This window comes from Vibrio chagasii (assembly GCA_041879415.1).
In the GTDB taxonomy this organism is placed as follows: Bacteria; Pseudomonadota; Gammaproteobacteria; order Enterobacterales; family Vibrionaceae; genus Vibrio.
The window spans coordinates 719,058-741,834 of record CP090852.1 but is presented as its reverse complement, the minus strand read 5'-3'; the positions used below and the strand labels follow the sequence as shown (position 1 = coordinate 741,834).

The following is a 22,777-nucleotide window of genomic DNA, read 5'->3' as shown; positions in this document are numbered from 1 at the left end:
CGCGGCTTTTTTCTACGTTAGTTATGCTCAAGCGAGAGGCTCAGAGTGTGTCACGTAGCTGACAATCGCTTCTGGTCTCATTGGTGGAGAGTAGAGATATCCTTGGATCTTGTCGCATCCCATTGCGTGTAACTTTTCTAACTGTTCACGTTTCTCAACGCCTTCAGCCACTAGTGACACATCGAGTCTATGTGCCAGTTGGACAATCAACCAAACGACGCTCTCTGAGGTGGAGTTGGTTAGCAAGTTGCGAATGAACGTAGCATCAATTTTAATGCAGTCGATCGGATAGCTGTGAATGTAGTTCAGGCTGGAGTAGCCAGTACCGAAATCGTCCAAGGCGATAGTAAAACCCTGCTCTCTGAGGTAGTTAAGTGCGGCTTTCGTTTCTTGGGTCGGTGATAGCAGCACGGTCTCGGTTAGCTCGATAACAAACTCGTTTGCTGTAAAGTGATGTTGCTCAATGGTTCGAGTAAGGTAAGAGATATAACGCTTAGAGTCGTTAAGCTCGTGGGCAGAGCAGTTTATTCCGAGCTTGATTTTATAGCCTAGCCCTTGTTCTAACGTTTTCTTTGCACGGCATACTAATTCGATGATGCGTTCACCCAGTTCAACAATCAATCCAGACTCTTCTGCGACTTGAATAAACTCCACTGGAGAGATATCACCATGTTGCGCGGTTTTCCAGCGTGTCAGCACCTCAAAGTATTCCCAACGTTTTTCCCCCTGGCCAACGATAGGCTGGGCAACCACGTACATGCCATTGCCATCTGGCGTTAGGTTATTGGAAATAGGGTTTTCAAGTTCACTTCGCAGTGCGGCAATGAGCTCTGCCTTTCTTTGGTAGCGAAATCTTAGGTGGGTGTCATAACATTGAATGTGGGTATCGGGGCTTTGTTTACACTCTTTTAATGCCAAGCTGGTGTTGAAGATGATCTGCTCGACATCCTTGTTGTCTCCTTCTGAGCGAGCAATACCAATACTGACCTCAAAATCGATCTTGATGTCGACGCTTGAGTAGCCTTGTTTGATCTTCGCTAGTATTTGCTCACAAATGGCGATTGGGTCTGAGTGGTAGGTGATGAAAGCAAATTCGTTGCCCGCGGTACGGAATGTAAGGTTGTTTTCGGGTAAGGTGCGGCGTAACGTCTCAGCGACGAACTGTAGCACTTTGTCACCAATATAATTGCCGTGTTGGTCGTTGATCGCTTTAAAGCTGTTGATATCGAGTAAGGCGACAGAGAAGGGTGTCACGCTTTGCTGAGTGATTGACTCTAGGGTATCTGACAAGCAGCTACGGTTGAGTAAGCCTGTTAGGCTGTCGTGCGAGACTTCATAGCTAAGTTGATTCACCAGTTGCTCAGAACGGTCGTTGAACCACATCTCCCTTAGTGTATGGATAATGATATCGGCGAACAGCTGATGATGTTTGATGACCTCTTGTTGCTGAGTTGGGCTAAGCGGTGACGTGAAAGTTGAAAATAGTACGCCCATCACTTCGCCACTCTGAGTGCGAGTTGGGATCGCGATAGAGTTCTGTGAAGTGATCTCTTGTCGAAAGGCCGATGTCGGTAGAGATTGAACGACATATTGAGCAAACGAGCAGTCCGGGTGTTTTTGATTAACGGCCTGCTGGTAGATATGCCCGTGACGTGCGTTTATCTTATCGTGTAAAACATGATCAGAGTGCGCGATAACGAGAGGAACAATTTGGTCTGGAAAGTACTTCTTCTCAATGATGCTGGTGTACTGCGTATCAAAGGTTTGATGTAAGGTGAGCACAGCAGACTCAAGAAGGTCGACACCTTCCAACTTCAATAAGCGACCTATGCGCTCTGTGTTTATTATGCCGTTCTGTGTATGTTGAGTCATAGTCACCATCCATAGTTAACCAGAATCACCGCGTATAATTGTGATATGCGTCTTGTTTATTATTGTCCTCTATGCATATTTTTTCAAATTTATTTGTGACTAGTTTCACAAAACCTGAGTGCTACGTTCTTTGTCGAGCCTATCTTTGAGGTGATCCAGAAACAGTTTGGTTCGTGTATGTGAGTAATCAAGCTTAGGGTAGTAAGCGTAAACCATCACCTCATCAGCGGTGATATTTGGCAATACTGGAACTAATGTCCCTTGTTTTAGATCTTCTTTGATCATGGCTTTGATGGTCAATAACACGCCCATGCCTCGCTTGGCCGCGTGAAATAGAGCCTCAGGATTGGTTGTCGCAAAGTTTCCATTCAATGTGATTCGTTGTCCTTTCGTTAACGTAACCTCACGAGTAGGGCGTTCACCCCAAATCAGTGAATTGTGTTGCTCTAAATCTTGCTCGCAGCTTGGGTAGCCATGTTTCGCCAAGTAGCTTGGAGCAGCATAGAATCCCGCTTTGTGCTCAAACAAAGGTGTTTTTTTAAAGCTTAACGAGTTGAGTTGCTCGAGTTCGCGACTTATCACTAGATCTAAGCCAAGTTCAGGCAGCTGCCCTGACGTGGTGGTAATCAGTTGTACTTTTATGTCTGGATACTTTTCTAAGAAATCGTCCATGTGTTGGACCAGAAATTTAGACCCAACCGCTATGGTTGCCCCAATTTTTAACAGGCCTGCCGGAGTTTGGTTAACCGAGCGAGTCTCATCAATGATCGACTGCCAGTTATCGAGCTGATCTTTGGCTCGTTGGTAAAAGAGTGCGCCTGCTTCGGTTTGGCTAATCGAGCGAGTCGTACGCTTAAGTAGCTGAGTCCCGATACGCTCTTCAAGCCAGCTTACCCGCTTACTGATCGCCGAGCTGGTGGTATTAAGCTTACGGGCTGCACCATTAAAACTGCCTTCTTCCACCACTTTTACATAACTTTTTACGTTAAGTATCCAATCCATATTCTTTCCTGTTGGGACTTAATCAAATTCCAATTTGGTTAATTATCAATTGCTGGCTCTGAATGTAAACTCATCTTTGAACAAATAACAAACGAAAAGGAAATTTTTTGAGCCAATCGACCTTTAAAAAAACACCATTACTGTTGGCGATGATGATCATTGCTACTGGGCAAGTGGGTGTCAGTATTTACCTGCCATCACTGCCGCTGATTGCTGCTGACTTAAGTGTCACTCAAGTTGATGTACAGCTGCTCGTCACACTATTTTTAGTGGGCTTTGGCTTATCTCAACTATTTTACGGACCGATGTCAGATGCAGTTGGACGAAGACCTATCTTCTTGTTAGGTCAGGGTGTTTATTTGATTGGTACTGTTGTTTGTGTCGTCTTTTCTGACAACATGACAGCGTTAGAAGTAGGTCGCTTATTACAAGGCTTAGGGGCGGGTAGTGCTTCGGTGCTCGGGCGTAGCGTGCTTCGCGATAGTTATGATGGCGCACAACTTACTAAAGCGTTGTCTTATATTTCAATTACCGCTTCGATCATGCCGATCATCGCCCCTGTATTTGGTGGATGGATTTCATTCCACCTTGGTTGGGAAGCGGTGTTCCTGTTTGTTTTGCTCTATCTACTCGCGATATTCACTCTGGGCTATTTTGTTCTTCACGAGACGCTCCCCTATAGCAAGAGTCGTTTTCAGGTAAGCCAAGTCGTCAAGAACTACGGAAGTTTGATAACGAATCGACAAGTGTTGAGTAGTGCCAGTTACAACTGGATGAGCTACATGGCAAGTTTGGTGTCGTTATCTTTGTTCCCATTCTTAATGCAGGAGCAATTGGGGCTGACAGCTGCGGAATATGGGTCATTAATGATTGTGCCTTCGGCGGGCTTGCTGATTGGCAGTGTGGCATTGAATGTTCTGAATCGTCGTTTTAGTACACCTCAATTAATGAGCTTTGCGATCTTGATTATCTTAGCGTCTGGAGTTTGGTTGCTGACACATGAATTAACCATCTTTAACTTAGTATGGGCGTTTACTTGGCTGACCATTGCACAGGGCATCTCATTCCCTCTCTCTATTAGCATGTTGTTGGAACCACATAAGAAACAAGCGGGGGCGGTATCTGCATTATCTGGCTCGATTCAAATGTGTTTAGCAGGTTTATTAGGCGGTTATTTGGTAGAGAGCTGGGTGACGAATCATCTGCAGCTCGGCGTGTTCTATTTAGTGATTGGTGCGGCTATGGGCTCGGTGCTGTGGTCCTCAACACGAATGAAAAAGAAGCTTGGCGATACAGAAGTCGAATATGGTTAGCTTGTTGTGCTGATGTTTGTGTATGCGGCCTTTAAGACGTTGTATTTGGATAGATGGTTTTCTACAATATCGGCGTCCATTTAATAGGTAATAAAACATGCAGCAAAATGAATTTGAAGTACTGGTAAAAGCTATCTGTGCACTAGATGGCCTACCACAGGCACTTGAGCTATTGAAATCCAATGAAGATACTGAAGTCGCTGAGGCTGCCGCATCACTGACTGGTCAATTTGCGCTAGCTGAAGTTGAAGGTGAAAAGCGTATTTACCACGTGACACTTCAAGAAAACGAACAGGGTGAAGAGCAAGAGTACATCGAGCATGTGATGAATGAAGGCGATGACTTGATCAAATTTGCCGCTTGGTTCTTTGAAACAATGTTCGAACTAAAGCAAAAAGAGACTTACCAGATTGCTGGTAAAACTTACCGTCAGCCAAAGCGTAGCTAAGCGTTCGTTGTCGCTAACAGCTATAGTTTGACACGGCTGTTGTTAAGCAAAACATTCATAAAGAGCAGCTCACTTGAGCTGCTTTTTTTGTGAATATCTCAAGCCGCTCTTACGCTTAAAAAGGTGTGTTGTAATAAGAATAGGTGACTTGCAGTAAAGTGTGATTTAGATCTTGTTTTTAGGCATTTTCAGTGTAGAATCCGCGCACAAGAAAGTTGATTATGTGCGGAGATAAGCATGAACTACGAACTAGGCCACGCATACCTTGGTCAAATGGCAGCAAAAAACATGATGCATGAAGCAATGTACGGCAAGTCAAAGCCGAAAAAAGCATCTTTCATCAAGAGAATGATGAAGAAAATGGCTAAATAACCATTTTCCAAAACGGAATTTTAAAAGGCCTTAAACTCTTTGAAGTTTAAGGCCTTTTTCGTATGCGCGATAGGTGATTTTACCGCTTTGTTCTATTGTGGATGGACACAAAAAACATTAATGGGTGGCTGAAATTCTTTAAGGAAGATTAGCCAGTTGATTGGTTAGATAGGTCGACGACGTTATTTGGAATGCTGTCTAAACCGTTTTCCTTCATCCAAGCTTCCAAGTTATCAGCCCCGCCGATGTACTTACCATCAAGCCAAATCTGAGGCACGGTTACTGGCGTTTTTTGACCGATGTGTGCTTTCACCTCAGGAATCATTCGATATAGAGCTGCACTGTCTTTAACCACGTCATGGTAAGTATACTCGACACCCGCTTCATCCAACATTTTCTTTGCTTTTACGCAGTATGGGCAGGTTGCTTTGCCGTAAACAATATTGCCTTTTAGGCTATCTCGTTTCGTCCACTCTTGGATTACCGATTGTACGAGCACACCACGGTTAAGCGCTTCACCTTGGCTTACTACCTTACCTTCCACAACTAAGATAGGGGCGTGCCATGCACCGAGTTTTAAAGGCTCCCACCAGTGAGACAACCAATCTTTCACTTCTAGTTCGACATCGACATCTGCCAGTTCATTCTCAAAGGTGTCCTTCAGAATGTCTTTGGTAAGGGTACATTCTCCACATGGGATGTTTACTTTAAATGGACCCCAGCTGCCTGCCCAACGGTACAGTGTAATCTTGATTGGTTTCTTCATGGTTACGACCTCGCTTCAAATTCTCTTATCAATATAGAACGGACAGCAGAACTATTTATTTCAAACCTTCTAAATTTTCTTCGTTTTAGCTGGTTTTTTTGTTTCCCAGTGAGTGATGAAGGCGACAGAGGCAATAATGATTGCCGCACCTAACCATAGACGACCGGGCGGCACCCAACTGAATACCAGCCATCCAGCCAGTACATTTAGAGGCAATTTTGCATGGTCAAACGGTTGGACAAAGGATGCATCAGCCACTGAGTAGGCTTTTACAATGGCCCATTGTGCGAGGGCGGTTAACACACCAATGACAGCCAGGATACCCCAAAGGGTACTGCCACTTGGAGTTTGCCAGTCTGGCACGGCCAACATGATGTTGAACGGTGTAATCAACAGCAGTAGATAAACCACCATGGTTGATGGGCTATCTTGCGATGACAGTTTCTTCACCATCAGCGAGTAGCAGGCCCAGAAGAATGCAGCGCCGACAGGCAATAAGGTTGCCCAACTAAAGTCTTCGGCCCATGGCTCTAGAATGATCATTGCACCAATGAAGCCTGCTAATGTTGCTCCCCAGCGTGCAGCACCAACTTTTTCTTTTAAGAACAGTCCCGAGCCTATCGTCGCAAACAGCGGAGAGGTCATCAGCAGTGCGATACCTTGCCAAATTGGCACAGGGTAAGCGAGCGCCCATATCCAAAGCTGGATACCAATAACCGACAAAAAGACACGAAACACGTGCAGTTTGAGATTGTCGGTTTGGAGTGCACGGCGAATGCCTAGTGTTTTCAAGTAGGGAAGAATGGCTAATAAAGCGATGGCGTATTGAATGACGGCAACGGTAGTAGAAGTCAGTCCGAAATGAATGCTAGCAATTTGAGTCAGGCTGTTAATTACGGCAAAGGCTAAGCCTGCAGTAAGCATCCAGCTAGCGCCTTGGATCGGATGGTGTTGTGACATGATGTTTCTAATTATTTGATGTGGTTTGCCTATGATACGGATTTAGCACCACTTAACCAGAAAAAGCATCGATGAAGTTGGTCAGAATATTCGAATATGAAAAAAGGTTGAGCAATTGCCCAACCTTTTTAGTGTCTACCTAAAGTAAATTTAGATTAGAAGTCGTAGCGAACACCTAGGCGAAGCGTATCTTCACCTTCAGTTGTTAGTCCTGTAGTTACGTCTTTCACTTCATCTAAGCCATTGATGTAGTAAGAAAGGTATGTACGGAAGTTGCTGTTTAGTTTGTAGTAGCCAACAAGCTCGATACCATCAACAGAGTCGGCCGTAGAACCGTTTGCCGCTTCATCTTCTTGATATGTGTATACTGCTGCAGCAGAAAACTGCTTAGTGATTTTATATTGTGCTGCGAATTCCATTGCAGTGAATGACTCAGCGATAGGGCCAACGGCTTTATCGTTTAAGTCACCCGTTGAGTAAGTTGCTGCTAGGTAAAGGTTATCTAGTGAATATGCTAGGCCAGCAAGGATTTGGTTTGCGCTTCCTTTACCTGCTCCTAGATCCTGACCAGAGTATGCAAGACCAAGGTCTAGACCGATTGGCAATGAATAAACACCAGAGATGCCGTAGCCATCAGAGTCTTTTTCACTGTTTGCTTGGTAAGTTGCTTCTAACTGAAGTGCATCAAAGCCACCGCGGTATGCAAATACGCTATCTTCTTTATCTGAAGCTGCATCGATTACTTGCTGAACACCTGAGAACTCAGTGATATCTGTAAAGTCAGATACGATGACTGAAGCCATGTCTTGGCGGCCTACTGAGACTGCTTGTCCATCGAAATCTACACCAGCGTACATGTAACGGTTATCAAACTCGCTATCACCAGTGCTTTGCTCTGCTTCGTAGAAACCGAATGCAGTAACCGTATCGGTAAGTTCTGTTTTACCGCCAAGGTTTAAACGGAAACGAGTCTTATCTTCCATTGTACCTTCAACTTCAGCACCACCAGAACCAATGAAGTCACCACGGAATTCCGCACGACCACCAATCTTAAGCTCAGTACCGTCAGAGCTGTAAACTGTTGCTGCTAGAGATGAACCTGAAACTAGTGCTGCTACCACTGCAGAAGCTAGAACTGCCTTTTTCATAATCACTTACCTTGTATTTTAAAATCCGTGAGCGAAGTGCTCTCCGTTTCGATATGAAGCTAATTTAGAGCAGCTAAATTAAGCTTTCATTTCTATAAAATTACATTTCAGTGAATAGGGAAATTTTTTAAGTGTTGATTTTATTGCACTTTTATTTCAATTGGTTGAGTAATTAGTGAATAGTTATCCAAATGAAGTATTTGGAGAGTAGTCACCGGGTTGGTCTCAATCTGAAAGATAAATTGAGGAAGTGGGAAGAGAGAGCAATCGAGTAGCGTCTCTTGGGCTGATTAACTGCTTGTACTGATTACGATATCCTCTATGATGCAAAAACTGGCAACAGAATAGATTTTGTTCAAAAGCATGGAGAAGTTGGATGAGAACAGAGTACTTAGGGGATGTTTTACAAGGTAGGCAGGTTATTGGCTCTTTGAATGTTGAAGACTTGCCGATTGGAGAGCATCAGTTTTGGTTTCAAGTCACCAGTGATGGGTTAGGACAACCAAAAAATATGCCTGTCTCTGTTTTTAAAGGTAGCCAAGATGGACCTAAGTTGATGATCACCGCTGGTATCCACGGCGACGAGCTCAATGGCGTGTTAGCTGCACAGCAAATTATTCGAGATTTAGTGGGTAAAGAGCTAAAAGGAACTGTGACTGTTGTACCAACGGTGAATTTGTCAGGTTTACTAAACCATAGCCGAGACTTTATCTCTTCCGACCCGGGTTCTTGCCCTGCGAACCTCAATCGACTTTTCCCCGGAGACCCGCATGGCTTAGCAGCCGAGCGCTTTGTTGCTTCTTTATGGGAGCGCTTACTCAAGCACAATGCTACTTTTGCCGTCGACTTACATACTCAAACTCGTGGTGCGGTATACCCGCTATATGTATTCGCGGATTACAGAATTGATCAATGTTTAGAAATGGCAAGACTTATGCGACCGGACTGCGTGCTCAATGATCCCGGCGATCCAGGTATTCTTGAAACGGTTTGGAATCGAAGTGGAATCCCAAGTATTACAGTCGAAGTAGGGATGGGGAAATTCACTCAGCCCGATATGATTCAAAGAGCTGTAAACGGCGTTTTTAATATGCTGTCTTACTATGACATGTTTGAATCTGCTCAAGCATCTGACCTCGCAAATAAGCAATTACCTGGAATGGATTGGGTTGAAGGCAACAACGTGGTGTCGATTCGTGCTGATATTGGCGGATTTGTCCTTCCCAAAGTTGAACTTCTACAAAGTGTAGAAAAGGAAGATTTGTTGGCTGTTCAATATGATGCGTTTGGCAATGAGTGCCGCCGCTATCATGCGCCTTCGGCGGGGCGCGTTCTCAGTTACAACGTGGATGCGTTGAGAGAGCCTGGTGCGCTTGTCTGTCGTTTATTGAGTTAAGTGCTATCGAGTTTCACCTTTAGGCACTTGCTCTATCACCTTTGAAACACTCAAAAAAAGACCGAGCTAAGCTCGGTCAAAGGACAGTTGTCTAGAGTTAACACGTCTTCGCACTCTCGACAGAACTGTTTTTAAGCTACCGAGATTAGATTAAGAACCCATTGCGTAGTGGTGACACTTAGAGTGTTTTTCTATTGCAAAATGATGACCTTACAGTCATGACTTCAAACCGCAGTGAAAATACTGGCAAACAAAAAAGCCTACTGTGAACTAAACAAGTAGGCTTTTGGTTTTTACTGGGTGGCTTTGCCTTTACTTATTAGCGAGATTAAAACGCTTCATCCACGATCTCTTTCAAGCGATCGTAAGGAACATACCCTGGTAATATTTTCCCATTCATCATCAGTGTTGGTGTGCCTGTTAAACCGAGTGCACTAAACGTTTGGTGGTTGGTTAGCAGTGTTTGGCTTTGGTCCGGCGTCGTTTCTAATTGTGCTTCTGTTCCAGTTTTCTTCGCGACTGCTTGCAGTGATGATTTGGTGTGAATGCCACTTTTCGCCATCAGTAATCTGTCGACTTCTGGGAATGCTTCTGGCTTATCCTTCCAAACTTTCATCGCATATAACGCTGCATTTGTATCAAGGCCGCTTACTTGTTGCTGTTTGAACGACAGGTACACATTGATAATCTTAATATCACTGTCTTCTGAGGCTAGTTGAACCAAGCCTTTTTCTAAGCGCTTACAGAATGGGCAGTTGTAGTCGGTAAAGTTAATGATCACCGACTTACCATCAGGGTTTCCGGTAATTGGATGAGCATCATTGTTGTATAGCCAATCATGGCTCTCTGCTTGAGCTTTCTTTGCTTGCGCTTGCCCTGCAACATACTGCTCTAAGCTGGTGTGTAGCCCCGAAATTGTAGAAGGGTTCTCTTTGAGGAATTGGTTGATCTCCTCAAGCTGCTGTACTTGCTCTTTGTTTAGTTCTGCGAAAGCGCTTGCACTCATCATCGAGCCTAAAATCAGTGTGCTAATCAGAAGTTTTTTCATGTTATTAATCTCAAATTCTTTTAATGGCGAGCGCCAATTGAGTTGCGCTCGCGCTAATGTTCTTTAGTTGGTTTAAATTGACCTAGTGGCCTGTTTTGCAGATAAGTTATGCAAAGTAAGTTCTTAGCCAAAGTCCGATTGGAGAAGTAACGCCCGTGGCGATACTGCTTATCTTTCCATCTTTGATGATGACAATACTTGGTGTGACATTGATGCCCCAACTTCTGCTGATCGAACCAGAAAGATCATTAATCACAGGGAAATCATACTCCTTGGCATCAATGAAACGTTGAACTCGTTCATCTGGCCCGGAGGACAAAGCAACAGAGACGACTTGATGTGAATCACTGAAGCTATTCACGGTCGGGCTCACCAGTTTGCACGCACCGCACCAGGTAGCCCAAAAGTAGACAATCACTGGTTTGCCATTTTTACTGAGCTCAATAACGTCAATATCCTCACCTTGGATCGATTGACCCACGATTGGAATGGCATCTCCTTGAGGCATGTTTCTGCTGTGATAAAAATCCATGACAAAAGAGACAACGCCCACGATTAAGATCATTGAGATGAGCTCTTTTCCCCACTTCTTAAGACGGTTCTGCTTTTTCACTTCGTGCTTTGCATAGCCACTTTCCGTTGTGCCAGTTGTATCTTTCGCGTTGGGAGTCTTCATTGATTACCTCGCTGCATCGATAGCTTGAACAACCGTGTCGCTGTCTAAAATCACGGGTAGAGGGATGCCTTGTGTGTAGCTTGGGCCGTAAACGATGTTAAATGGAACACCGAATCGCCCATTACTTTGCAGGTATTGGGTGACACTTTCGCTTGGTGTTGTCCAATCGCCCTTCATTAAAACAATGTCTTCTTGCTGTAGGTGGCTGTACACCGGATCTTGGAGAATTACACCGATCTTGTTTGCTTTACAGGTGATACACCACTCAGCCGTCACATCGACAAAGACCGTTTTACCTTCCTCAACTAACTGAGGAATTTGTTTAGCATCTAACTTCTGCCAAGGTAGGTCATCGACAATCGGGGTCGCCCAGTTATCAGCGGTCACGCTACCGATGATAAGCGCAGCACCAAACGTTAGAGTAGTGGTCGCCATGATAGGAATCAGTACTTTTCTGCCTAGTTTCATGCCAATCCAAATCAATACCGAAACAACAATAAACAAAGACAGCAGGATGGTCGGGAACTTACCGATGAATGGGGTCAGTAAGCTTGTTAACCATAAGCTGGTGATGAACATCATTAAGCCAAATACCAACTTAACTTTGAACATCCACGCGCCCGGCTTCGGCAGCAATTTGGTTAGGCTTGGGAACAGCGCAAAGATTAGCCAAGGCGCACTCATACCAATGCCAAGTGCAATGAAGATAGCCCATAGTTCTTGGTAGCTTGCCCCAAGTGCATAAGCTACGGCGGTACCAAGGAATGGCGCGCTACACGGTGTTGCTAAGAGTGTGGCAAACATGCCTTGAACGAAGTGACCCGAATGTGAATCGTCACCTTTGGTCGCCATCCAGGTGTTTAAACCTGAAGGCAGTCGGAACTCAAATAAACCCAATAGGTTAATTGAGAACAGCAAGGTTATGATCAGCATGAACCCGATAAACCAAACGTTCTGGAATTGGATTCCCCAGCCTATCGCATTACCACCTACTTTTAGGAGTGTCATGCCAAGTGCTAGCAGTGCGAATGAAGTAATTACACCAGCAGCAGAAGCCAGGAACGAAAGTCGAATGTGACGATGAGAGGCACCTTGATTCTGAATGATGCTGTTTAGCTTCATTCCTAATACGGGTAACACACATGGCATGATGTTGAGGATCAAACCACCAATTAAGGCGAAACCGATCATCGCAATAAAGCCGTTGTTGCTCTCTTGATAAGCGATTGGCTCTGAGCCTACTTTAGCTGTCATCTCTTCAGCAAAGTTGGTATCTGAGACAGTGACACTTACCGTGCGATCGGTTAGATCGACTTCACCAATCCAGTTGCTCACGTCAAATACAGCGGTCATTGTATTGTCGGTAATATGAACGGTAGGCTGAGAGAAGAAGTCGTCGATTACTTCTTCGCCGTCAATCAGTACCATAGGTTTATCCCAGCCATCTTTACTCGTCAGCTGAGTTACCAATTGTTGTTTGCTTTTGTCCCAGTACAGGCCATTCACAGAAGTTCGATTAGCTTCGCGTGGAGACTGACTCATGCCCTGATTGAACAAAAACATGGCTTCTTCATCGAGCTCCAATGTTTGTGGATCAATCGGCAATTCAATGTCGTAATCTGTTAAAACACAGATATTGGTACATGACGGAAAGGTGAAAGACGCCTTGAATATTGCAGGCTTGGTGTTGTCTTTCAATGTGAGCGTCACCGGGAAACTGACATGCTTTTTATAGCCCAATGTCATTACATCTAGCTGCTCGTAATATTTAGGGATAGGCCAATGCCACTCAACTGATTCGATGTTGGTGGAGCCAGACCAGTCCCAGCTTGGCGGGATGCCTCCTTCACCAGGGCTACGCCAATAGGTTTTCCAGTCTCCATCGAGCACGACATCGAGTACGGTCTGAATTTGAGAACCGTCATCGGATTGTTCCCCTGTCGACATCATTCGCATCTTTACAGGCGGGTGCTCAGGCACACTCAGCCAGCCGGTCGTTTGTGCCAGAGCTGTGAATGACGTCATTACCAGTAGGGCAGTAACTATAGTTTTCGCGCATGTACGCATACAGAGTGCCAAACAATCGGCAAACTTAGTTAGAAGTGTGTTGTACACAAATGTATCTCCAAAAAATAAATAAAAGGGTGTAATGGCCCGGTTATTTATTCTCTAAATATACAGTGCTTTAAGTGTAAGCGGTGCTTTGTTGGTCGAGCAGAGCGATGATTGTCTCTGGATAATCTCGATATGTGAGGCGGAAGGCTGAATGCTACAGCGATCAGAAGAATAAAAGGGATCAGCCAGCCAGTTTTAGGTGTCGCGAAGGTGAGCATTTTAGAACTCAGGTCACAGGCACTTGAAGTTGGCGCAGACAGTGATTTAGATGCTTGAGAACCGAATACGCTGGAATAAAGCTCAGACATTTTTTCAGACGAAGCCATAGAGGCTTGTGGATCACTGCTTTCAGTACCAAGGCGTGTTGATTGACTAACCGAATAGTTGGAGAACGTAACTTTATTTGCAGACAGCGTACTCGCCAGACAAGTTATGATAACCAGTCCGGTAAGGAAAAGCGCCCAAAGCGATTGCTTTTGTTGGCGGTTTTGGTGAGATAAAAAGAATCTAGGTGTGCTTAGCAAATCAATCAGTAACAGAGTCAGTTAGTATTGGGTCTTGGTCTTTAAATTGACGAACTATTTTTAATCACAGGGTTATCAAACAGCTCATTTCACGGCGGCTAGCTTAGATAACTTTGCTTTGTGCTACAAGTCATAAAACTGTCAAAGCCCAAAGGTGTATCATCACCAAACCTAGACGTTAAGGCACCGCGATTGGAGTTAAGTTCATAAGAATCTGATCTTTTTTAATATTTCTTTTTACGGTACCGCTAACAAACGTTTGTGATGATATCGGGTAAAAAAAAGCCCACTCATTCACCTGGAATCTGATTGGGCTTGTTCAATTCTTATCTGTGGCTGCAGAAGCTTAGTATTCTAACTTCCTGCTTAGCCGTTTTAGTGACTGCGGCGTGGGCCGTTACGCACTAGGTCTTTGCCGTTTTCAAATACTTCGTCAGTGATCCAACGAGCAAGTAGAACCTGGTGGCTGCTATTGAATACTGCAACAAAGTGACGACCGTCAGAGTTATTGGTCGCCATACCAACGCCTTCAACACCTTCTAGGCCTAAACCACCAGCTTCTACTGAAATTAGGAATTGTTCTAGTTCTTCAAGCGTTTTAATTACATCAAGTTCGTTGTTCATTTTTTCATTCTCTTGCTGTAACCAATACCGGGTAATAAGGCGTTTCAAAGCATGCGCCTAAAGCCGATCTCAGTCGTTATTCTTTGTTGGATGCGTACTCTACAGGTCATGGAGAGCGATTGGAACTCTCAAATATTAGATACGGGCTGATATTTTGCGAAGTTTTAACACAACATACGTTTAAATGCTTGTTATCCATCTTCTTTTTACTACTATTTATAGGGTCAATTTAGACAGTAATAGGAATTAATATGATGAAGGTTTGGCGTTGTCTATTGTTAATGTTGACGTTTGTCGCATTCGGAAGTTTCGCGCAAAGTGTCGATAAGATAACACAAGTACAAGATCAGCTTATGCTCGATCTGGCAACATTAGAAACGGCGCATGATGCTGAGAAACCCTTTCTTGAAGATATTTTGAGACGCAAGAACCAAGGGCTACGTGAGGAGATTTTCACACAACTCTCTTCTGACAAGAAGGAAGGGCTGGATGCCGTTCTGGCTCAGCAGGTTGAACTTTTACAAAAATTACTGACATTGAACGAAGATAAAATCGTTTCAATGAGTAAAGAAAACCGTTCGGCTGAAGGTGATGTTAAGAAGCGTCTTGAATTACGCATTCAGAAACGAATCGGAATGATGGACACCTACTACCAGCAGCTTGCGAAAACATTAGCATGGTCAAAAGAGCGTGGTGTCGATGTTACTGCATCGGAAGATACGCTGAAAAAGGCGTTAGTGTCTCGTTCTAAATACCTAACGAACGCGATCCTCTACACAGATACGCAGCGACAAGATTTAGAAGCACGCTTGTCTTTTGTTAATGAAGAAGAGAAAGCGACTATCAAAAAGGAGCTTGAACGCTTCAGTGAGCGCACGAGCGTGATGGTTGCTAGCTTAGAAGAGACAATCTCTCTGATGGAACCTTTTGGCGTCGACGTAACCTCATATAAGCGAGTGTTGCTGGCGACAACGGGAGACATTAACGCTGATGTGTTAGACGTTGATGTTGCATTGGAGCTTTTAGATGGCTGGCTTCGTTCATTTAGTGCGTGGGCATTCGAAAACACGCCATCATTTGTTGTTAAACTGGCTCTGTTCTTAGGTATTTTGTATGTAACACGTCTATTGTCGAATGTTGCGCGCAAGACCGTTCGTAAGAGTGTGTCACATTCTAAAATGGATTTCAGTGTATTGATGCAGGACTTCTTTGTGTCAATTGCATCGAAAGCAGTCGTGTTTATCGGTTTGCTTATCGCGCTGTCACAAATCGGTATAGAGCTAGCACCACTGCTAACCGGTTTCGGTGTTGCTGGTGTGATCATTGGTTTCGCATTGCAAGATACGCTATCTAACTTTGCTTCTGGTTTGATGATCTTGATCTACCGCCCGTACGATGTGGGTGACATGGTGAAAGTGGCTGGTGTTCAAGGCACGGTAAAAGACATGAGCCTTGTATCGACCACAGTACAGACTATCGATAACCAGCGCTTGGTGATTCCAAATAATAAAATTTGGGGTGATGTGATCAACAACATTACAGCAGAGCGTGTTCGACGTGTCGATATGGTATTTGGCATTGGTTACTCTGATGATATTGATAAGGCGAAAGCCGTATTAAACGAAATCATTGTTGCGCACCCTCTAGTGCTAAAAAAACCAGAGCACATGATTAAGCTACATACTTTGAACACATCTTCTGTAGATTTCGTGGTAAGGCCGTGGGTTAAGACCGACGATTACTGGGATGTATATTGGGATGTGACGGAAACTGTTAAGAAACGCTTCGACGAAGAAGGCATCACTATTCCGTTCCCTCAACGTGATGTGCATATATATAATCACGAAGAGAGCTAATCGCTCATTGATTAACGTGACAATTAAATGGACGCTATTTCGGCGTCCATTTTTTTGTTGCCGTGTATCTTAAGCTTCATTCCGTTATCTCACTTCACCCAACTCAGAATTGCGTTATCATGGGGCAGGCTTAATCTTGATAGTTGAAATTGAATGGATGACTCACAGCAAAACCCGGATATTAAAAAAGCAACGGTAAGAAAAGCGCGACGAATCGAAAGCGTCATGAACTCTGCCATGTGGCACTTAACCCAGAGGGATATGACTGAAAGCGAGTTGACTGCGAAACTGAAAGTGAAAACGGACAATCAAGATTGGATTGACGAAACCTTAAGGAACTTGAAAGGTTACGGCTATCTAAAGTCAGATCAGGATTTTGCAGAGCAATTTGTTGAGCAAGCCTTCTTTGGCGAATTTGGCTCGCGATACATCGTTGAGAAGTTGAAGAAGAAAGGGCTAACAGATTCGGTTATTTCGGATGCGATTCACAAGGTATCTGCTGAGAAAAACATCGATGAACAAATGATCTTGATCGATCGAATCAATCATTACTATTCAGGCTTTACCATGAGCCGTGAAAAGCTTGTAGCGACACTGCAAAAACGTGGCTTCAGCTATCAACAAGTCAAAGTTGCTATCGATCAGCACCCACAAGCTCATGAGCTTAAGAGTAATATCCAACTCAAGGCCGAAAAAGCCGATTTGGAGAAAGAGGTGTTGAAATACGCGCGAAAAGGGAAGGGGTTGACTGCCATTCAGCAAGAGCTGAAACAACGACAAATCGATACCAGCGAGCTATCAGCGTTAATCGATCGATTAATCAACGAAGAGCAACTGGACTTCTACTCGTCTTGTTTAGAACAATTACAGAAAAAGTCTTACGATCTTAATGATCATAAAGAGCGCTCCAAGGCTTATGCGATGCTCAGCCGTAAAGGTTTTTCATCTGATGAGATAAAGTTCGCGTTAAGTGAAGGTAACGAATAGCTAGTGACTAGATAAACCGAGTTAAATACGTCTATCGAGTCGCGTCTCTATTTTCAGTAATTCCTAAGCCGTTACGCAAAGCAAATTGAACCAATTCATTGTGATTATTTAGGTTCATTAACCCAAGCATTCTGTACTTATGCGATTCGATGGTACGAGGGCTGAGGTGCAATTTATCGGCGCACTCCTTGGCAGTGTACCCTTGAGCGATGAGTGATAGCACCTTGGTTTGCTTTTTCGATAACAACAACAGCTTATCACTGTCGTCTTCCCACAAGTTCTCACTTTGATTCAACGTTCGAGCTAACGTTGAATGCTGCCAATAACAAAGCCACATCTCACACACAAGCTTCAGTCGCTTAATGTCTTCTAAACCCAATGTGGTTTTATTGTCATGGAAGTTAGTGAACGAGAGTGCTCCCCAACGTTGGTTAAACAGCTGCAAAGGTATAATACAGTGCCACTTGCCACCTTGTTTATATATTCGGCGTAGCACATCGTTTTGAATTTTAGCGAGCTGATCTTCTGAAAACTCTAAGTAGGTTTCTTGGGTTTTGAGGAGCTTCAAATACTCGAGATGGTTACAGCCTAAAAAGTCTTGCTTATTGATAGATGGAATATGTGATTTAGATACCGAGATTGTTTTCCCATCTTCGAGCAGTACCATAGAGTTTGGGTACAGGGTTAATCTGTCAATATCAAACCAGTCTAGAACGTCAAAGCTTGCCGTGGACCAAGTTGCAGTAAAATCTTTTGGATCACTATTGATCAAAGTTTCAGACTGATTCATCAACAATTGCTCAAAGCTCTGGCTAGAGACGTTCACATTTTATCCTTATCAAAAGTTAGGTTATTCATTCACGCGGTGAAGATATTCGTTAAAACGCTCGAGAGCAAGTGAACATTAAAAGATCGTTAAGGTGTTCTTAGCTCGATTTTTTTAGAACAGATTATTCTATGTATTTTAGCGAAAAGCAGTAAATTTGCTGCATTAATTGAACGCTGTTTTTAAGAAAATCGGACGTTTTAAACCATTGAGAAAGTTGTGACAGCGTTAAGAACATTTCTGACTGTATCCCTATCAATATTGCCTTTTCATAGTGCTGTAGCATCTCCAATGTTTGTCTATGCACAATCTCCCATTCATTCGAATGTACTCTCTACACAGCTTCGTTCTGCTGAACCAAATAGGACTGGTACGATTGAGTTTAAGTCCTCTTATACGCAGGCCAGTGTATGGGCACATACACAAGCTTACTCCTTAGACTATTATCAAAATCAATCCAATATTGCAGTTCAATGGCAAGCGTCTCCGATTTGGAAAACTGAACTCGATTATCGTGTTGTCACAGCCAAAGATAACGGTTTAGATAGTTTTGTGATGGGGTTTCATGATCTGTTTGGTGTTGGGCAGAATGGCCGTGATGAGGTTGCAGAAGACCAGTTCACTATGGATTTTCATAATGCCGGTATTCATGTGTCAGATTTCGAAGGTGATGACCTAACCAATGCGCTTACCTTCTATAATGAGTTGTTACTGTATTCTCGAGGACCGATGTCACTGTCGGCTGGTGGTTCACTGTTTTACAACAATGTAAGAAGCGGGCAGTTTGCGAGAACCAGTTTCGAGCAGGGTGTCCAACTCAACTACAGCTATATCACTCCAAGGCACAGTTTCTTTTCTACCATTGGCCTTGTGCATCGAAACAGCGATGGTCACTTAGTGAGTGATGAGAGGCTAGCACTTGAAAACGTGAGTGCTAGCTGGGCTGTTGGGTATGAATATCGATGGAATCAGCGCCATAGCTTTGTCCTTGAATCGCTTAACTATCAAGGCTGGTCGACCAATGATCCAGATTTCTCGGAGCCATCGAATGAGGTGGTTGTGGGGTATCGCTATCGTTTGTACCGCCTTGCTTTAGAAGCCTTGATGATTGAGAACATTCGTAATATGGATAACAGTACTGATATCGGTTTCACGCTCGGCTTACGTTTCTCAATATAAAAGCGATATCAACATATCATTATTTAATTAAATTCATCTTGGCTATAAAATTTCAGTAATTTTACGGTATATCAATAACTGTAATTTTTGAACAATAGCGCCACTCCAAAAGGCCGGACTAACAAGGCCGAATCAATATATAGGTAGTGGTAATCATGAAAAAAACATTAGTAGCACTTGCGATTGCAAGCATTTCAACTTCAGCATTCGCTGTAAACACAAGCAGCCAAAATAGCCAGAATGAAGAGATGTTTGCTTTTGATTCTATGCACAAAGATCAATTCTCAGTAGCAGGTTCTTTCGGTGTTGGTGGTTACTACGACACAGGTTCAAAAGCATTTTACGATGACTGGGCGACTGGTCTAACACTTGCGGTAAGCTACCGTAACAACCGTTTTGTTGGTTACTTCGAAACTGACATGATGCTGAATTACACAACTGACGATAACGTTGCAGCGAACGACGCAGCTACATCTGGTTGGGTGAATGGTATTGATACAGGCCCTGCGACAGACGTTGATAAAGCTTGGTTAGGTTTCGACACTGGTTACGGTATCGCTTCATTCGGTTGGGAAAATGATACGGCACTAGATAAAGTTGACGGCGCAGGCGATAACACTTACGAGTTTGGTGCTTCTGCTGGTGATGCTTCTGATGCATTCAATGTCGTTAAGTTCCAAGGCGCAACAAGCGGTATCGCTTACGGCATCTCTTACTTTGAAACGAAAGATTCTCGTAGCGACGACGACTTCGACAAAGGTGTGAACGGTTACATTGGTCTAGAGCAAGAAGTATTCAACCTATACGCTGGCTACGAAAACCGTAACTACGAAGATGATTTCGAAGTATACACAGTAACTGGTAACGTGAAAGTTGGTGCTCTTAAGCTAGGTGTAAACTCTTGGATTGAAGAGAGTGACTCATCTAAAAACAAGGGCTACTACCTGTCTGGTGGTTACACACTATCTGAAGACCTAACCATTGCAGCTGGTTACGCATCTAGCAACAATGAACTTGACGGCCAGTCGGACGTAGACGCTTCTTACATCAACATCGCAGCTATGTACCGTATTGCTGACAATGCTGATATGGGCATCGATATTAAGCAAGATATCGAAGGCTCGCGTATTGGTTCAACAAGTATGCAATACGACGAAGAAACACACGTATTCGCAGCAGCTTACTACTACTTCTAAGAGTAGTGCCGAGGCTTAGGCACGCTAAGAACCAAAGCCTTTAAAACTCAAATATTGAAACTGAACGTCATGGTGTAATTGCTGCCCGGTCTTTACACCATATTCTCTTCTTTGCGCAGCTTAAGCATCCACTGTTCGACATGTGCTATGCCACTCAAGCGTTACGAGTGGATTATTATCTGGAGATACAAAATGGTTAAGAGCATATCTGGCAAGGGTGTCATTTATGGCAATGAGACTCTGTTTACGTGCAAGCCTAATCGAAATGGATTGTTCGAATTGGCACGTAAACATGGAAGAGCTGCTGGTACTCGTCCACAAGACTCACAAAACAAAGTCTACGCAGAATCTTTAGATGAAGCATGGAAATTACTGAAAACTGAAAAGTTTTATATTGTGTTGACGGGACAGGTATACGGCATTCACAGAAAGTCTTTGAGAAGCGTTGAATCGGTTGATATTGAATTCGATACCGAAACACGCTCGGTGTGCGCTACGGCGTAATGCCAATATTGAAAAGAAAAAAGGACGATTAATATCGTCCTTTTTTTATCTGTTTAATCAACGAGTGATTGTGAACGTTGGTTATCGTCCGTATTTTTCAACAATAAAACGCTCAAAATCATCACACATTTGTTCATTCGATTCTTCATTATTCGCTAATTCAGTTGCGCCATCGACAATCGATATTTTCGCATTTAAATCTGCGATTTGTGCACGTTCACGAGAAGCTAGTTGTTTGATCTTTTTCTCTTCAATTGCCCATGCTTGATCAGGTGTTAAGTTGCACTCATCAGCCAGGTATTTTGCATTGAAACCTTCTCCAGTCAGGCTCTCTATTGTTCCATTGTGATTAACACTATTGCCTTTATACCAATAGTGCTTAGCCAATAAAGGGCCGATCTCAGGGTTGTCTGTTAAGTAACCGAACTTGTCAGTGAAGTAAGCTCGCGTTTGATACACCGCCATGTGAGCCAGTAAGTAACCTTGATATGCGCAAGAAGCTTCGTCTGATAACAGGTGCGGGATCGCCATTAATGGACGTGGGCTGCAATCCAAACCAAGTATGCTTTTCTCGCTACGACGAGCGAGCTCAGTGATCTTCTCAGGTGTAAGATCTTCGTCAGCCATTTCATACAGCGCTCGTTCAAAGTAAGGCACCACAAGAATGCTGCGTTCTTGGTAGGCTCTGAATGGCTGCTTACTATCAATCATCGCTTTAATAAGCTCATCAGGTACCGGCTGACCTTCATCATTGACTGCGTATTGTTTTAGCCAATCGGCATCATTCAATAGGCTATCGCAGAACATAGACTGAGTTTCCGCGTAAGCCATTGAGGTCGGTGCAAACTCTTGAGAGAAACACGGAGCGTTCATTTTGACGTTGGCAAAGTGTGCCGCGTGCCCGCCCTCATGAAACAGAGTGTTGATTCCATCATAGCCGCTGCCGACTTGATCGGGCTTAGCGTTACTTGTGAAGTTGACTTGAGCTGGCACCCAAGTGTCTTGGTCATAAAAAGAAGGAATAGGTCCATGACAAAAACCATTTGGGTACTTGCCTTTGCGATCAAGCAGATCCAACTTCAGTGTGGCTTGAGAATATTCGATATTTAATCGGCCAAAAGATTCAACCCAGCGTCTCAATGACTTTGAGAACGGGACGTAAGGGTCGAGGTCATTCATCACGTCACCAGCAAAAGAGTAGGTGAAGTTATGGCCTTCGAGTGCGCTTTGACCCTTTTGGGCAGCCAAGTTGGTGAGACTTTTTTGGTGACTATCTCGGGTACGCAACTCAAAGTCGTCCAAAATCGCAAACAGTTGCTCAGTGGTCATCTGCTCCGTTTTTACGACGGAATAATCGAAAAACGTTTTGAACCCCAGAGACTGGGCAAACTTATTGCGTTTTTTGATGAGTTCAATAAAGCCGTTCACAAGTAGCCATTGTTCTAGCCCCAATAAGGCTTGGTGTGCTGAACGCCTAACTTGCTCACTACTGTTACTTCTCACCGCTGAACCTAGGACAGGAAGCGAACCTTCTGTTTCTTGTCCCACTTCATTTACGTAAGTCATCACGTGGTTTTGCTTTTTCTCAAACAGTTCCCCTTCAAACTTGATGAGGTCGGCCTTTAGCGCTTGTGAATCTTGCGATTCGATAGCATGTGATTTGAACGTAGCTAACCAACCATTTAGCCCGGTTAAGGTGTTCTCTTTTTCTTGAGGATCTTGAATTTGGTCGATGGTACTGAGCTGGGCTTCGATAGCCTTTATCTGCTCAGCAGAGCTTAGAAATTCGGTCCACTGAGTTTGAGCGAGGGTGGAGCCATCATGGTCGTCACTGATGCCCATGTAAGTATCCCAAAAGAAGTCTTCTTTCGTTTTGTGAGTTGCAAGATACTTGTGATTCAATTGGTTGAGATAGTTCGTTGCCGTCATGACATTCCTTGAAAATTAACCAGTAATTTCAACATT

General features: G+C 43.8%; 19 protein-coding genes. 8 read left to right on the top strand and 11 right to left on the bottom strand.

Features of this window, described 5'->3' with window-relative positions; translation table 11 throughout:
* Positions 1 to 27 precede the first annotated feature (27 nt).
* Both L0991_17220 and L0991_17215 read right to left on the bottom strand, forming a co-directional pair.
* On the bottom strand, positions 28 to 1,872 hold the full coding sequence (locus L0991_17220; GenBank protein ID XGB65268.1) for an EAL domain-containing protein: 1,845 nt from the start codon (positions 1,870 to 1,872) through the stop codon (positions 28 to 30).
* A gap of 105 nt (positions 1,873 to 1,977) precedes the next feature.
* Positions 1,978 to 2,874: a LysR family transcriptional regulator gene (locus tag L0991_17215; GenBank protein ID XGB65267.1), complete on the bottom strand. Its 897-nt coding sequence runs from the start codon at positions 2,872 to 2,874 to the stop codon at positions 1,978 to 1,980.
* Between the two features lie 107 nt (positions 2,875 to 2,981).
* Here L0991_17215 and L0991_17210 point away from each other — a divergent pair, with 107 nt between their 5' ends.
* Positions 2,982 to 4,187 (top strand): multidrug effflux MFS transporter, encoded by a 1,206-nt coding sequence (locus L0991_17210; GenBank protein ID XGB65266.1) that lies wholly within the window; start codon positions 2,982 to 2,984, stop codon positions 4,185 to 4,187.
* Positions 4,188 to 4,284: 97 nt separating this feature from the next.
* The gene (locus L0991_17205) at positions 4,285 to 4,635 is read left to right on the top strand and encodes a hypothetical protein (protein XGB65265.1); all 351 of its coding nucleotides are present in this window, start codon (positions 4,285 to 4,287) and stop codon (positions 4,633 to 4,635) included.
* A gap of 520 nt (positions 4,636 to 5,155) precedes the next feature.
* Here the strand turns inward: L0991_17205 and L0991_17200 are convergent.
* The 3 genes from L0991_17200 to L0991_17190 all read right to left on the bottom strand — a co-directional run bounded on the left by L0991_17200 (position 5,156) and on the right by L0991_17190 (position 7,881).
* The gene (locus L0991_17200) at positions 5,156 to 5,773 is read right to left on the bottom strand and encodes a glutaredoxin (protein XGB65264.1); all 618 of its coding nucleotides are present in this window, start codon (positions 5,771 to 5,773) and stop codon (positions 5,156 to 5,158) included.
* A gap of 69 nt (positions 5,774 to 5,842) precedes the next feature.
* The gene (locus L0991_17195) at positions 5,843 to 6,733 is read right to left on the bottom strand and encodes a DMT family transporter (GenBank protein XGB65263.1); all 891 of its coding nucleotides are present in this window, start codon (positions 6,731 to 6,733) and stop codon (positions 5,843 to 5,845) included.
* A gap of 155 nt (positions 6,734 to 6,888) precedes the next feature.
* Complete coding sequence (locus L0991_17190; GenBank protein XGB65262.1) at positions 6,889 to 7,881, bottom strand: porin; 993 nt, start codon at positions 7,879 to 7,881, stop codon at positions 6,889 to 6,891.
* Between the two features lie 376 nt (positions 7,882 to 8,257).
* On the opposite strand from L0991_17190, the gene L0991_17185 reads away from it, so the two are divergent.
* Positions 8,258 to 9,277 (top strand): succinylglutamate desuccinylase/aspartoacylase family protein, encoded by a 1,020-nt coding sequence (locus L0991_17185; protein ID XGB65261.1) that lies wholly within the window; start codon positions 8,258 to 8,260, stop codon positions 9,275 to 9,277.
* A gap of 328 nt (positions 9,278 to 9,605) precedes the next feature.
* Here L0991_17185 and L0991_17180 read toward each other — a convergent pair whose 3' ends face one another.
* The 4 genes from L0991_17180 to L0991_17165 form a co-directional block, all read right to left on the bottom strand.
* Positions 9,606 to 10,325, bottom strand: a complete 720-nt coding sequence (locus L0991_17180; protein ID XGB65260.1) for a DsbA family protein — start codon at positions 10,323 to 10,325, stop codon at positions 9,606 to 9,608.
* A gap of 106 nt (positions 10,326 to 10,431) precedes the next feature.
* On the bottom strand, positions 10,432 to 11,001 hold the full coding sequence (locus L0991_17175; protein XGB65259.1) for a protein disulfide oxidoreductase: 570 nt from the start codon (positions 10,999 to 11,001) through the stop codon (positions 10,432 to 10,434).
* Positions 11,002 to 11,004: 3 nt separating this feature from the next.
* Positions 11,005 to 13,068, bottom strand: a complete 2,064-nt coding sequence (locus tag L0991_17170; protein XGB65409.1) for a thioredoxin family protein — start codon at positions 13,066 to 13,068, stop codon at positions 11,005 to 11,007.
* A gap of 947 nt (positions 13,069 to 14,015) precedes the next feature.
* On the bottom strand, positions 14,016 to 14,264 hold the full coding sequence (locus L0991_17165) for a hypothetical protein (protein XGB65258.1): 249 nt from the start codon (positions 14,262 to 14,264) through the stop codon (positions 14,016 to 14,018).
* Positions 14,265 to 14,515: 251 nt separating this feature from the next.
* On the opposite strand from L0991_17165, the gene L0991_17160 reads away from it, so the two are divergent.
* Together L0991_17160 and L0991_17155 are read left to right on the top strand one after the other, a co-directional pair.
* Positions 14,516 to 16,120, top strand: a complete 1,605-nt coding sequence (locus L0991_17160) for a mechanosensitive ion channel family protein (GenBank protein ID XGB65257.1) — start codon at positions 14,516 to 14,518, stop codon at positions 16,118 to 16,120.
* Between the two features lie 153 nt (positions 16,121 to 16,273).
* On the top strand, positions 16,274 to 17,107 hold the full coding sequence (locus L0991_17155) for a RecX family transcriptional regulator (protein XGB65256.1): 834 nt from the start codon (positions 16,274 to 16,276) through the stop codon (positions 17,105 to 17,107).
* A gap of 31 nt (positions 17,108 to 17,138) precedes the next feature.
* Here the strand turns inward: L0991_17155 and L0991_17150 are convergent, their stop codons facing one another.
* Complete coding sequence (locus L0991_17150; protein ID XGB65255.1) at positions 17,139 to 17,933, bottom strand: LuxR C-terminal-related transcriptional regulator; 795 nt, start codon at positions 17,931 to 17,933, stop codon at positions 17,139 to 17,141.
* A 258-nt stretch (positions 17,934 to 18,191) separates the two neighbouring features.
* On the opposite strand from L0991_17150, the gene L0991_17145 reads away from it, so the two are divergent.
* The 3 genes from L0991_17145 (at position 18,192) to L0991_17135 (ending at position 20,812) form a co-directional block, all read left to right on the top strand.
* Positions 18,192 to 19,112 carry a DUF3187 family protein gene (locus L0991_17145; protein ID XGB65408.1) on the top strand — a complete coding sequence of 307 codons (921 nt, stop codon included), beginning with the start codon at positions 18,192 to 18,194 and terminating at the stop codon, positions 19,110 to 19,112.
* Positions 19,113 to 19,267: 155 nt separating this feature from the next.
* Complete coding sequence (locus tag L0991_17140; protein XGB65254.1) at positions 19,268 to 20,308, top strand: porin; 1,041 nt, start codon at positions 19,268 to 19,270, stop codon at positions 20,306 to 20,308.
* Between the two features lie 192 nt (positions 20,309 to 20,500).
* Positions 20,501 to 20,812 (top strand): hypothetical protein, encoded by a 312-nt coding sequence (locus L0991_17135; protein ID XGB65253.1) that lies wholly within the window; start codon positions 20,501 to 20,503, stop codon positions 20,810 to 20,812.
* Between the two features lie 81 nt (positions 20,813 to 20,893).
* Here the strand turns inward: L0991_17135 and L0991_17130 are convergent, their stop codons facing one another.
* Complete coding sequence (locus L0991_17130) at positions 20,894 to 22,741, bottom strand: M3 family metallopeptidase (protein XGB65252.1); 1,848 nt, start codon at positions 22,739 to 22,741, stop codon at positions 20,894 to 20,896.
* Positions 22,742 to 22,777: the final 36 nt, after the last annotated feature.